At 73.8% G+C, this 12,421-nt stretch carries 14 protein-coding genes; 9 read left to right on the top strand and 5 right to left on the bottom strand.

The window, feature by feature from the left end; genetic code table 11:
* Nucleotides 1–193 precede the first annotated feature (193 nt).
* Nucleotides 194–1,597: a CoA transferase gene (locus ACZ38L_RS19770; RefSeq protein ID WP_465694852.1), complete on the bottom strand. Its 1,404-nt coding sequence runs from the start codon at nt 1,595–1,597 to the stop codon at nt 194–196.
* Between the two features lie 25 nt (nt 1,598–1,622).
* Entirely contained in the window at nt 1,623–1,955 is a 333-nt protein-coding gene (locus ACZ38L_RS19775; RefSeq protein WP_465694856.1) for a hypothetical protein, read from the bottom strand.
* A 112-nt stretch (nt 1,956–2,067) separates the two neighbouring features.
* Here ACZ38L_RS19775 and ACZ38L_RS19780 point away from each other — a divergent pair, with 112 nt between their 5' ends.
* Nucleotides 2,068–2,874 (top strand): phytanoyl-CoA dioxygenase family protein, encoded by an 807-nt coding sequence (locus ACZ38L_RS19780; protein WP_465694858.1) that lies wholly within the window; start codon nt 2,068–2,070, stop codon nt 2,872–2,874.
* 154 nt (nt 2,875–3,028) lie between these two features.
* The gene (locus tag ACZ38L_RS19785; protein ID WP_465694861.1) at nt 3,029–3,574 is read left to right on the top strand and encodes a flavoprotein; all 546 of its coding nucleotides are present in this window, start codon (nt 3,029–3,031) and stop codon (nt 3,572–3,574) included.
* Nucleotides 3,575–3,702: 128 nt separating this feature from the next.
* Here ACZ38L_RS19785 and ACZ38L_RS19790 read toward each other — a convergent pair whose 3' ends face one another.
* Complete coding sequence (locus ACZ38L_RS19790; RefSeq protein WP_465694866.1) at nt 3,703–4,632, bottom strand: LysR family transcriptional regulator; 930 nt, start codon at nt 4,630–4,632, stop codon at nt 3,703–3,705.
* A 141-nt stretch (nt 4,633–4,773) separates the two neighbouring features.
* Between ACZ38L_RS19790 and ACZ38L_RS19795 the strand changes: the two genes are divergently transcribed.
* The 4 genes from ACZ38L_RS19795 (at nt 4,774) to ACZ38L_RS19810 (ending at nt 8,061) form a co-directional block, all read left to right on the top strand.
* Nucleotides 4,774–5,073: a YciI family protein gene (locus tag ACZ38L_RS19795; protein WP_465694869.1), complete on the top strand. Its 300-nt coding sequence runs from the start codon at nt 4,774–4,776 to the stop codon at nt 5,071–5,073.
* Nucleotides 5,074–5,145: 72 nt separating this feature from the next.
* On the top strand, nt 5,146–6,132 hold the full coding sequence (locus tag ACZ38L_RS19800) for an alpha/beta hydrolase (RefSeq protein ID WP_465694873.1): 987 nt from the start codon (nt 5,146–5,148) through the stop codon (nt 6,130–6,132).
* A complete protein-coding gene (locus ACZ38L_RS19805) occupies nt 6,129–6,929 on the top strand; it encodes a glycine betaine ABC transporter substrate-binding protein (protein ID WP_465694877.1) in 801 nt (266 codons plus the stop codon). Before ACZ38L_RS19800 ends, ACZ38L_RS19805 begins: the two co-directional genes overlap by 4 nt.
* Before the next feature lie 85 nt (nt 6,930–7,014).
* Entirely contained in the window at nt 7,015–8,061 is a 1,047-nt protein-coding gene (locus tag ACZ38L_RS19810) for a zinc-binding alcohol dehydrogenase family protein (RefSeq protein ID WP_465694882.1), read from the top strand.
* A 15-nt stretch (nt 8,062–8,076) separates the two neighbouring features.
* Here ACZ38L_RS19810 and ACZ38L_RS19815 read toward each other — a convergent pair whose 3' ends face one another.
* Nucleotides 8,077–8,970 carry a hypothetical protein gene (locus ACZ38L_RS19815; protein WP_465694886.1) on the bottom strand — a complete coding sequence of 298 codons (894 nt, stop codon included), beginning with the start codon at nt 8,968–8,970 and terminating at the stop codon, nt 8,077–8,079.
* Nucleotides 8,971–9,159: 189 nt separating this feature from the next.
* Nucleotides 9,160–10,407 carry an MFS transporter gene (locus ACZ38L_RS19820; RefSeq protein ID WP_465694888.1) on the bottom strand — a complete coding sequence of 416 codons (1,248 nt, stop codon included), beginning with the start codon at nt 10,405–10,407 and terminating at the stop codon, nt 9,160–9,162.
* Nucleotides 10,408–10,541: 134 nt separating this feature from the next.
* Between ACZ38L_RS19820 and ACZ38L_RS19825 the strand changes: the two genes are divergently transcribed.
* The 3 genes from ACZ38L_RS19825 (at nt 10,542) to ACZ38L_RS19835 (ending at nt 12,390) form a co-directional block, all read left to right on the top strand.
* The gene (locus tag ACZ38L_RS19825; RefSeq protein WP_465694890.1) at nt 10,542–11,471 is read left to right on the top strand and encodes a LysR family transcriptional regulator; all 930 of its coding nucleotides are present in this window, start codon (nt 10,542–10,544) and stop codon (nt 11,469–11,471) included.
* Between the two features lie 77 nt (nt 11,472–11,548).
* A complete protein-coding gene (locus ACZ38L_RS19830; RefSeq protein ID WP_465694894.1) occupies nt 11,549–11,938 on the top strand; it encodes a hypothetical protein in 390 nt (129 codons plus the stop codon).
* Complete coding sequence (locus ACZ38L_RS19835) at nt 11,932–12,390, top strand: hypothetical protein (protein ID WP_465694898.1); 459 nt, start codon at nt 11,932–11,934, stop codon at nt 12,388–12,390. The genes ACZ38L_RS19830 and ACZ38L_RS19835 overlap by 7 nt, the downstream gene beginning before the upstream one ends.
* The last annotated feature ends 31 nt before the right edge of the window (nt 12,391–12,421 follow it).

A 12,421-nucleotide genomic window follows, 5' to 3' on the forward strand; every position in this document is an offset into this window, starting at 1 on the left:
CAGACCCCCTCCACCCCCCCCACCCCCCCCCCCCCCCCCCCCCCCCCCCCCCCCCCCCCCCCCCCCCCTGCTCCCCCCCCCCCCCCCCCCCCCCCCCCCAGCCCCGATCGCGACGTCCAACCGCCGCCGCACGCCGCCGGAGTGAGCCTCCACCGGTCGCCCGGCCGTCCGGAGCGTGGACGGCCGGGGCCTGCTACCGCTTCTTCCACTCCGCGCGGTCGGCACCCCAGCGACCCGGGCCGTGCGCCCAGGCGGCGGGGGCGCCCCGGTAGCCGATCGGCGGCAGGGCGTAGCGCTGGAGGCCGTAGGGCGTCCGGGTCTCGGCCAGCCAGCGCGCGGGGTCGTACGGTTCGTCCGCCCGGTCGGACAGCCGGCCGCCCACCGGCTCGATCCGCTCGCGCAGCCACTCGGCGGTGCCGGCGAGCGAGAGGCGGAGCCGGGCACCGGCACCGGTCTCCTGGCGGTCGGTGAGCGCGCGCAGGACGGCGGCGGCCAGCAGGTAGCCGGTGCCGTGGTCGAGCGCCTGGGCGGGCAGCACCCCCGGGCCGCCGTCCGGGCCGGCCTCCAGGGCGGCGATCCCGACGCCGGCCTGCACCAGGCTGTCGAAGCCGCGGCGCGCGGCCCACGGGCCGTGCCAGCCCCAGGCGTTCAGCTCCGCCACCACCAACTCCGGCCGACGAGCGAGCAGTTCGTCGGCGCCTAGGCCGAGCCGGTCCAGCGCACCGGGGCGGTAGCCGCTGACCACGACGTCCGCCGTCTCCAGCAGCTGCTCGAACACCGCGCGGTCGGCCGGGAGTTCGAGGTCAAGGCGGGTCGAGCGCTTGCCGAAGCCGGTGTCCGCGTGGGCGTCGGCGCTCTCGGGCAGGCGCGGCGAGTCGATCCGCAGGACGTCCGCGCCGAGCAGGGCCAACGTCCGGGTCGCCACCGGCCCGGCGATCACCCGGGTCAGGTCGAGCACCCGGACGCCGGCGGCGGGCAGCTCGGCGGGCGGCAGCGGGCGGGCGGCGGCGGGGGCCGGGTGGCGCTCGACCAGCGGGTGCGGCGGGCCCGGGGCGGGCGGCGGCACCACGGCGACGGCGAGCGCGCCGGCCGGGTAGGCGGTCTCCTGGATCTCGTCGGCGCGGCGGCCGGCCAGTTCGGCGGCCAGCCGCCGCGCCGTCTTCTCCTCGTCGCCCCGCTCTCCGCGGTCCGGGAGGCCGAGGGCGGCCAGCAGGCGGGCGCGGTGGTGGGGGTAGTTGGCGTGGGTGCGGACCCAACCGTCCGCGGTCGGCCAGAAGCCGGAGAGCGGCGCGAAGGTGGTCACCGGGGCGCCGTCGATCCGCAGGTGCCGCTCGCTGACGAACGCCGTGGCCACCGCACCCTCGTCCACCCGCACGGCGGGCACCGGGCCGGCGTTGCGCCGGGCCAGCAGCTCGGCCGCCGCCAGCGAGCACACCCCGACCGTCGCCCGGGCCAGTTCGCGCACCGGGAGGCGGGAGGGCAGCGCACCGCCGGGTCCGTGGTAGGCCACTCCGGCCGCCAGCCCGGGCGCACCGCCGAGGGCGGCCCAGGCGTCGACGGTGGTGGAGTCGGGGTCGCCTGACTGATTCGTCGTCATGCGACTCATTCTGCGCCCGTCGCGATCAACGCCGTCGGCGGATCTCCTGGTAGCGACGTTCGACGTCGGCCATGAACCACTCGGGGACCTGCCCGGTGGCCCGCAGGTGCCCGCGCTCGTCGGCGGAGAGGGTGGTCGCGGCGTCGTCCACGGCGAGCGCGTAGTCGCCCATCCTGCCGGACACCCGCTCGCGCCGGAGGTCCCCGCCGAGCGCGGCCCCGCCCCGCCGTCCGCCGCCGAGGATCGTGATCCATCCGAAGACACCCAACTTGCTGCTCTTCGTGCGGAGTTCGTCACGCACGACGAGCCAGCAGAGGCGCTCATCGGTGACGTTCGGCAGCGGTCTCGCCTGTGGCACGTGGTCTCTCCCCATCCTGTGGTCGTCCGGCGGAGGAGCCTAGCGCCCGGGCCCGGGCCCGCTGCGGGAATTTCGGTTGCGGGTCCTCGGCAGCCCGCCGAGAATCACGGGCATGCGTGAAGTGCTGACAGCGGACGAGATCGAGCGGTTCGTCACCGATGGCTTCGTCCGTCTTCCGGAGGCGTTCCCACGTGCGCTGGCGGAGGAGTGCCGGGCGTTCCTGTGGCGTGAGACCGGGCTCGATCCCGACGACCCCGCGACCTGGACCCAGCCGGTCATCAGGCTGGACGGCTACGGGGACGAGCCGTTCCAGCGGGCGGCGACCACCGCCCGTCTGCACGGCGCCTTCGACCAACTCGTCGGCGCGGGCCGCTGGGTGCCACGCACCGGCCTGGGCACCTTCCCCATCCGGTTCCCGCATCCCGACGACCCCGGCGACACCGGCTGGCACCTGGACGGCAGTTACACCCCCGAGGGCGGGACCAGCTACTGGCTCAACCTCCGGTCCCGTGACCGGGCGCTGTTGATGCTGTTCCTCTTCTCCGACGTCGACGCCGACCACGGGCCGACCCGGATCAAGGTCGGCTCGCACCTCGACGTCCCACCCTTCCTGAAGGCCGCCGGCGAGCGCGGCATGGACCTCTTCGACCTCTGCGGGACCATGGACGCCGCGGGCCGGCTCGACGCACCGGATCGGCCGACCGCGCTCGCCACCGGCCGGGCCGGCGACGTCTACCTGTGCCACCCGTTCCTGATCCACGCCGCCCAGCCCAACCGCGGCAGCGCCGCCAGGTTCATCGCCCAGCCCCCGCTGATGCCCACCGGCCTGCTGGACCTGGACCGCCGCGACGGTGCCCACTCCCCCGTGGAGCGCGCGGTGCGGCTCGGGTTGGGCATGGCCGACGGCTCGCGGAACTGACGGCGGGGAGCAGCGGCGCGTCCGGGGGGGGGTGGGGACGAAACCGCTCACGCCGGAACCGGGACCGTCAACTGGCCTCCAGCACCCAGCGATTGAGGTTCTCCCCCATCGACGAGACCTTGCACGGGCGGACCGTCCGGTGTGGACTGCCCGCATGACCACGACGCGCGTGCTGTACCTGATCGCCTGCGCCGCACCTCCGACCCGCGCCATCCGCACCGGGATCGAGGCCTGCCAAGCGGCGGGCTGGGACGTGTGCCTCGTCCTGACCCCCACGGCTCGGCGCTGGCTGGCCGAGGAGATCCCGCAGTTGGAGAGAGTGACCGGCCACCCGGTCCGCTCCGAGTACAAGATGCCGACCGAGCCGGACGTCCTGCCGTCGGCCGACGCGATGCTGGTGGCCCCGGTCACGTCGAACACGATCAACAAGTGGGCGGCGGGGATCTCCGACACGCTCGCGCTCGGACTGATCACGGAGGCGATCGGGCTGCGACTGCCGCTCGTTGCCCTGCCGTACACCAATGCCGCGCAGCTGGCCCACCCTGCCCACGCCCGCAGCGTGGAGCTCCTGCGAGGAGCGGGAGTGACCGTACTGCTCGGGGAGGGTGGCTTCACCCCGCACGTGGCACGCGAGGGTGGTGCCTCCACGTACCCGTGGGAGGCGGCGGTCGCGGCTCTCCCGGACTGCGCCGGCGGGTAGCCGCCCGACTCCGGGCGCGACGAGAACGCGACGAGAACCGGCCCGTCCGGGTGGAAGAGCTGGAGGGATCACCGCCCTGGGGATCGTCGTGACCGCAGCCGGTCAGCGGCAGCATTCGACGCCGTCACCTAGGCCGGGCGGGCCGCTGGGCGCAGGCGGTTGTGGACGTGCGGCGGTGTCAGGAGCACCTGCTCGGCGAGGGTCTCCATGAAGGCGGTGGCGATGGGGTCGGGGCTGGTCCGGGTGTATGCGGTGAGGGGGCGGCTGACCGGAGGGTCGGGGCGCCGGAGTACGCCGCCGAAGTGCGGCGGGATGGTGTTGGCGGGGACGAGGGTGGGGCCGAGTCCCGCCGCCGCGTAGTTGGCCGCCGCGGGGGCCTGCTCGGTGCGTACGGCGATCCGCGGGCGGAATCCGGCGGTGGCGCAGGCCTGGTCGAGGATGTCGGCGAGCCCGCTGTCCGGGGTGAAGTGCACCCACTCCCGGTCCGCCAGGTCGGTCAGACGGATCCGTGGCGCGTGACCCGAGGCGGCCGCCGGGTCGCCGGAGTGGGTGACGACCAGGAACTCCTCGGTGCCGATGTAGCGGGTGGGGCCCTCCCAGCCGGTGGGCGGCGGACCGAGGGCGATGTCGGCCTGGCCCGCGGTCATGGCGGCGATCAGGTCGTCCGTGCGCCGGTGTTCGAACAGGCGGACCCGCACGCCCGGGTGGTCGCCGCGCCAGATCCCCAGTGCGGAGGGGAGCACGCCGAAGCTGATCGAGTAGAGCGTGGCCAGGTGGAGTTCCCCGTCGGTGACGCCGGTGGCCCGGCGGGCGGCGCTGGCGGCCCGCTCGGCGTCGGCGAGGGCGGCGCGGGCGTGCGGGATCATCGCGCGACCGGCCGGAGTGAGCCGCACGCCGCGCGGCAGGCGCTCCAGCAGGGGCCCGCCGAGCTCTCGTTCCAGGGCCTGGAACTGGTGGGACAGCCCGGGCTGGGTGATGTGCAGGCGCTCGGCGGCGCGGGTGAACGAGCCCTCGTCCACGATGGTCACGAGGTATTCGAGCTGCCGCAGAGTAGCCATGTGTTCAGCATATGGGTTTGATAGAAAACATTCCTTGGACTGATGGCTGTCGGATTTCGCAGGATGAGGTCACACCGCACGGGGCGGGCGTCCATGCCCCCTCGTCACGGACCCCGCCCCAGACCACCAGGAGTGATCACCATGTCCGACCAGCCCAAGACCAGCGTTCTCGCCACCTTCGCGGCAGCCGCGCACGCCACCGAGGCGGACTTCGCCAAGGTCATCGACGCCGAGCTGGCCCGGGCCAAGGAGCTCGTCGAGGCCGGCGTGATCGTGCACGGCTACCACCGCACGGACCTCGTCGGCGCGGCCCTGATCGTGGACGCCGAGTCGGTGGAGGCCGCCCGCGAGATCTTCGCCACCCTGCCCGCGGTCGCGGCGGGCCTGGTCGTGGAGGAGTCGATCGTCCCGCTCGTTCCGCTGCAGCTGCCGCAGGGCTGACCCACGGCCGGCGGCCCGGCGCGGGGCCGCACCCGCGCCGGTCGCCGCCACCAAGTGTTTGGAGTAGCCGCCATGTCCGACGTGCCCGACCTGCCGCCGCCGGTCCTCGACCCAGCCGCGCGGGAGCTCGCCGACCGGGCCGCCGCCGGGCCCGACCAGCGCCGACTGCCCGTGTCGGAGATCCGCGCCCGCCTGGAACGGGCGCAGTCCGGCGCGGACGTGAGACGCCCCGGGGCCAAGGTGGAGGACCTGACCGTGCCCGGCCCCGGCGCACCGGTACGGGTACGCGTCATCCGGCCCGCCGAACCGCTGCCGGGGCCCCTGCCGGTCATCCTCTACCTCCACGGCGGCGGCTGGATCGCCGGCAGCGCGACCAGCCACGACCGGCTGCTGCGCGAGCTCGCGGCGGGGACCGGCTCGGCCGTGGTCTTCGTCGAGTACGACCGGGCCCCGGAGGCGCCCTACCCGGCCGCCCTCCAACAGGCGCGCTCCGTGGCCCGCTGGGTCACCCGCCACGGTGCCGCGGCGGGCCTGGACGGGGCCCGGATGGCCGTCGTCGGCGACAGCGCCGGGGGAAACCTGGCCGCCGCCCTGACCCTGCTGGCCAAGGAGCACGGCGAATTCTCCTTCGTCCAGCAGGTGCTGTTCTACCCGCCTCTGTCGGCGGACTGCGACACCCCCTCCTACCGGCAGTTCGCGCGAGGGTACTTCCAGAGCGCCGACTACCTGCGGTGGTTGTGGCAGCAGTACGTGCCGGACCCGGCGTTGCGGGACGAGCCGACCGCGGCTCCGCTGCGCGCCGAACCGCACCAACTGGCCGGTCTCCCACCGGCTCTGATCATCACCGCGGAAGCCGACGTGCTGCGCGACGAGGGCGAGGCGTACGCCGCGAAGCTGCGCGCCGTCGGCGTCCCCGTCACCGCCGTCCGCTACCGGGGCACCGTCCACGCCTTCGTCGTCCTCGACGCGTTGCGCGGCACCCGGGCGGCCCGCGACGCCACCGCACAGGCGATATCGACCCTGCACAACGCCCTGTACCCACCACAGGAAGCGCCATGACCACGCACTCCCCCAGGCCCGCGATCACCGTGGGCAACATCGCGCTGTCCTTCCACCGCGCCGCGGCGGCCGTCGCCCGCCGCGTGCTGGAAGCCCACGGCCATCAGGTGAACGGCATCGAGGCACCGCACGAACAACTGTTCCGGCTACAGGCGGCCGGCGAGGTCGACGTGCTCGTCTCCGCCTGGCTGCCCTCCAGCCACGACACGTACCTGTCCGGGTACCGCGACCGCGTGCAGGTGCTCGCACCGCACTACCACCCGTACTGCGTCTGGGCGGTGCCACCCTACGTACCGGCCGGGACGGTCCGTGAGGTCGCCGATCTCACCCGACCGGAGGTGGTCGACCGGATGACCCTCTCGATCGACGGCATCAACCCCGGAGCGGGCATCAGCCGCTTCTCCGCCCGGATGGTGACCGAGTACGGCCTGGACCGGTTCGGCTACACCTTCACCCCCGGCACCGAGTCCGGCTTCATCACCCGGGTCGAGCGAGGCATCGCCGACGAGGAGTGGTTCGTCATCCCGCTCTGGCGCCCGCAGTACCTCAACCGCCTCCACCGACTGCGGCCCATCGCCGACCCCAGGCAACTGCTGGGCACCGTCGACGCGGCGAGCCCCGTCATCCGCCGGGCGGCGCTCGACCTCATCCACCCCGACGCCGTCTCCCGGCTCGACACGCTCCACCTGGGGAACGACGGCATCGAGGAACTCGACACCCTCATCAACGCGGACGGCCTCACCCCGTTGCGGGCCGCCGACCGCTATCTTGCGACCCACCCGGAACTCCTCCCGTAACAAGGCGCCCCGGACGACGCCACGGGCACGCCCCACCGCACCCGGCCCACCCGCCCCCGGCCACCCCGAAGAGCTGGAGACTGTCATGAGCGAGAACTCGAACCAGAGTCAGAACACCACGATGCGCGCCGTCGGCTACCGCAGGAGCCTGCCGATCGACGACCTCGAGAGCCTCGTGGACGTCGAGCTGCCGGTCCCGCAGCCCGGCCCGCGCGACCTGCTGGTCCAGGTGGCGGCCATCGCCGTCAACCCCGTCGACTACAAGGTCCGCCAGAACGTCGACCCCGCGGGTGACCTGAAGGTGCTCGGCTGGGACGCGGCCGGCACCGTGGTCGCGGTCGGTGCGGAGGTCGAGCTGTTCAAGGTCGGCGACGAGGTCTTCTACGCCGGCGCGCTCGACCGGCCGGGCGCCAACTCCCAGTACCACGTGGTGGACGAGCGGCTCGTCGGCCCGAAGCCCGTCTCGCTCTCCTTCGGTGAGGCGGCCGCGCTGCCGTTGACCGCGCTCACGGCCTGGGAGGGCCTGTTCGAGCGCATGGGCCTGCGCACCGGCGCGTTCGAGAAGACCGGCGCCGTGCTGGTCACCGCGGCCGCCGGCGGCGTCGGCGCCATCGCCGTCCAGTTGGCGCGGGTCCTGACCAGCCTGACGGTCATCGGCACGGCCTCCCGCCCGGAGACCGTCGAGTACGCCTACCGGATGGGCGCCCACCGCGTGGTCGACCACCACCAGCCGCTGGTGGAGCAACTCGCCAAGGTCGCGCCGGGCGGCGTGGACTACATCTTCGGCACGGCCGGCACCGACCGGAACCTCCCGGCCTACGCCGAGGTGCTCAAGCCCTTCGGCCAGATCGTCGCCATCGACGACTTCGACACCCTGGACATCGGTGCGCTCAAGGCGAAGAGCGCCTCGTTCCACTGGGAGTTCATGTACACGCGTTCGATGTTCCAGACGCCGGACCAGCACGTGCAGCACCACATCCTCACCCAGGTCGCGCGGCTCGTGGACACCGGCGTCCTCACCACCACGGCCACCCGGGACCTCGGCCCGATCAACGCCGCCAACCTCCGCGAGGCCCACCGCGTCCTGGAGTCGGGCACCGCGATCGGCAAGACCACCCTGACCGGATTCTGAGGAGGCGTCGACGCGCTAGGTGGGCAGGGCCGCGGCCGTGGCGAGGGCCACGCGCTCACGCCAGCCCAAGCCGGCCTCCCGGGTGGGCGGTTGGCTGCTGGCGGCGGTTCCGGTGCCGCAACCCCCGCACCGTTCCTCGCCGGTGAGCGGGTGGCAGGAACACCCGCAGCCCGCACAGTCGTTCAGCGGGACGGCCGGGCCGGCGTGCAGGGCTTCCGGCAGCTTCTCGCGCAGGCGGGAACTGACCAGCGCGGCCGGGCACTTCACGGGTTCGGGCAGGCCGGCGGTGAGGGCGTGGCGCAGGCCCTCCGGGGTCACACCTCGGGCCAACCACTCGACGGCCAGCGGGACGAGCCGTCGCACCTCCCGTCCGCCGAGGACGAGTTGGGGGGAGGTACGGCGCAGCGAGGTCAGCACCCGCTCCGCGACCAGGGCGTCCGGGCCGAGGTCCGGGACCGGGAGGGGGGAAGTCTTCTCCTCCGGTCTTCCTCCCGTAGGGAGGGCGGTGCCGGGTGCCCGTACCTCGGTGGCGCCGGAGATCGGTTTCCCGGCACCCGGTCCCGCGCCACGGTCGAAGTGGGCGGTGAAGAGGCGGTCCGCCTCCTCGGCGCCGAGCGGGACGCTGGACACCAGGGACTCGGTGCGCACCTGGCCGGTCGCGTCGCGCCACTTGGTGCTGTGCAGCAGTCCGGCGCAGCTGAGTTGACGGCGCGCCCGGTCCGCCGTGATCCGCCCGCCGGAGAGGCCGGCGGCCAGCTTGGTGACGGTGGTCGCGCGGGCCCGGACGTCCGGGAGTGCCAACGACCGCACGAGGAGCCGGAAGGCCGCGTCGGAGAGATCGTCGTCCCACACCAGGGAGTTGGCAATCCGGGTGAGGTCGCGCGCGGGCGCGGTGACATTCCCGAGCATTCGTCAGTGGTCCTTTGTCCCACTCGACGGGTGAAGAGCCCGGCCGGGTGCTCTCAACACCTGCCCGGGCTCGCCCCTCCGTCCGGAAGGGGCGACCCGCTTCGGCGGCCACAGTACAGCGCGACACGGCCCGTCAAGCACGATCCGTGGATAATCCACCACCTTCGGTGACAGGGCTCGCGCGGGCCGCTAGACCGCGTGGTTCGGGGCCAGTTCCGGCTCGGGTCGCGGCGCGCGCTCGTGTCGGGGCAGCAGCAACGGGGTCGCCAGCAGGAGGAGACCGGCGATCGCGATGGCGGCGCGGGGGCCGGTGACGGCCGCGAGCGAACCCCACACGGCGGTCATGGTCGCGATGGCGGCGCTGCTGCTGATCGACCACGCGGACAGGGTCCGGGCGACCTTGTCGGGGTGGGTGTGGTCGAGCCGGTAGGTGGCCAGCACCGGGTTGAACAGGCCGCAGCAGGTCACCAGGCCGAGTTGGACGGCGGCGATGAGGAGGATCCCGGGGACGCCGGGCTGGACGAAGGCCAGTCCGACGGGCCAGCACGCACGCAGCGCCCCGACGGCGAGCATCACCCTGTGCTGCCCGAACCGCGCCGCGAGCGGGCGCGCGAGGCGTGAGCCGACGAGGCCGCCGACGCAGGGGGCCGCGAACGCGAGACCGTACTGCCAGGGCGCGAAGCCGAGGCGGCCCAACAGGAGTACGGCGAGCAGCGGCTCGGAGGCCATGATCAGGCCGTTGACCACGATCGAGTTGAAGAACAGCGGGCGCAGCACGGGGTGGGCGAGGATGTGGCGCCAGCCTTCGAGCAGATCGCCCGCACGCAGCCGCGGCGTACCGGTCCGCGCGGGACGCGGTTCCGTCCCGCCGATGGCCCGGATCCCCAGCGCCGAGAGCAGGTAGCTGACCGCGTCGGCCAGCACGGTCGTCACCGGGCCGCACAGCCCGATCGCGGCCCCGCCGAGCGGCGGCCCGACCACGGTCGCGGTCCACGTCGTGGACTCGAAGCGGCCGTTCGCGACGAGCAGGTCCTCCGGCGGCACGAGCGCCTTCAGGAACGCACCGCTGGCCGCCTTGAAGGCGATGTCGGCCGCGGCCACGACGACGGAGACGACGAGGAGCTGGGCGAAGCCGAGCCGGCCGAGCGCGAACGCGGCGGGGACGCTCAGCAACGCCGCGAACCGGGTCAGGTCCATCGCCATCATCACCGGCCGCTTGCGGCGGAACTCCATCCACGGACCGAGCGGCACCGCGACCACGGCTCCCACGGCCCGCCCCGCGGCGGCCAGCGCCGCCACCTGGGTCGGCCCGCAGTGCAGCACGAGGACCGCGATCAGGGGGAGCGCGCCGAAGCCGAACCCCGAGCCGTACGAGCTGACCGCGTACGCCGCCCACAGCCACCCGAACCGACGCCCCAGCGCCCGCCTCCCCGGCATACCCAACGCACCTCTCGCCGATCCCAACAACCAAACGCTGACCATCGGCATCAAAGCGAGTAGCAGATGGCGAGATCAAACAACCGATCCGACAGGAAGGCACAACCACTCGTTGTGCAGATACCCTGGCCGGCGTGGATCTCGATGCCGTTCGCACCTTCGTCGCCGCCGCGGACGCGGGGCGGTTCCAAGACGCCGCCGCCGAATTGTCGGTCACCCAGCAGGCCGTCTCCAAACGCGTCGCCACGCTGGAGAAGATCCTCGGCGTGCGGCTGTTCACCCGCACCGCGCGCGGGGTCCAGCTCACCATCGACGGACAGGCCTTCCTGCCGCACGCGCGCGACCTCCTGCGGGCCGAGGAGCGGGCTCTCGCCTCGGTCCGTCCCGGCCACCGCGCGCTGCGCGTCGACGTGATCGGCCGGCGGCTCGCCCCGGCGGCCCGGCTGCGCGGCTTCCACCGCGCGCACCCGGAGGCCGAGCTCGACGTCGTGACCCTCTTCGACGCCGACGCGGCCGTCGACGCCATCCGGTCCGGCGCGATCGACGCGTCCTTCCGCGCCGTCACCATGCCCGGCCGGCGGCTGCCCGACGACATCGGGGTCACCCGGGCCTTCGACGAGCCCCTCCAACTGCTCACCGGACCGGCCCACGAGCTCGCCGGCGCCCGCGCGGTCACGCCCGCCGAACTCGCCGGGCACCGGATCTGGATGCCCGGCATCGTTCCCGGAACCGAGTGGGCCGCCTACTACCACGACCTCGCCGCCGCCTTCGGGCTCACCATCGAGATCACCGGACCCGACTTCGGCACCGAGCCCCTGCTGGACACCATCGCCGACTCCCGGTCACTGGCGACCTTCGTCGGCGAGCAGACCCGTCTCGTCTGGCCCGCCGACCACGGCCTGCGGCGCATCGCCCTGCGGGATCCGACACCGGTCTACCCGCACTCACTGGTATGGCACCGCGACAACCCGCACCCCGCGCTCGCCACGCTACGCGAGTACCTCGGCTCCGCGCGGTCCGACCGCGAGGAGGCGGGGACGTGGACACCGGAGTGGGCGCGGTAACCGCGGTCGACTGCTGGTGACCTGGCGGACGATCGGCCATGATGGGCCCAAGTGCAGTGGGCTGCGGGGGAGTTGTCATGGGGAGACCGGATCACCAGCTGCTCCGTCGGCGCGGCCTGCTCGCCGCGGCCGGTGCGGTGGCGGCCGCCGGCACGCTGGGGGCGGGGACCGCCGTGGCGGCGGACGGCGGGACCGGGCCGGAACCGACGGGGTTCGGGCCGGTGTCGGTGCGGCCCGGGGACCTGCGGTACGACGGCCTGCTGCGGGGCAACAACTTCCGGTTCGTGGGCCGGCCCGACGAGATCCGTGCGGTCGGGTCGACCGACCAGGTGGTCCGCGCGGTGTCGGACGCGGTGCGGTCCGGGCGGCGGGTGGCGGCACGCAGCGGCGGGCACTGTTTCGAGAACTTCACCGCCGACCCGGCGGTGCGGATGCTGCTGGACCTCCCGAACGCGACGGCATGGTGACCGACTTCGTCTCCGCGGTGACCGCCGGCACCGGCCTCACCCCGACCCTCGACGCCCGGCGGACCATGCCGTGGGTGCACGTGCTGACCTGGTCGGGCAACGGTGAGCCCGGTGACGTGGTCACCCGCCGCTACAAGCTCAAGGCCGGCTATCTGCGCCGCTCCCTCACCGACGACCAACTCGACGCGATCTACCGGAACTTGACGAACCCCACCGGTGGCCCGGGCGGCGGCATGCAGCTCATCGGGTACGGCGGCCAGGTCGGAGCGGTGCCGGCGGGGGCCACCGCGGTCGCCCAACGCGACGCGGTGATGAAGGCGGTGTACCAGACGGTCTGGACCGACGGCTCCGACGACGCGGCCAACCTCGCCTGGATCCGCGAGTTCTACCGCGACGTGTACGGCGCGACCGGCGGCGTACCGGTGCCCGGCGAGGTCAGCGACGGTTCCTAGATCAACTACCCGGACGTCGACCTGGCCGACC

Source organism: Kitasatospora sp. NPDC024654 (genome assembly GCF_055559155.1).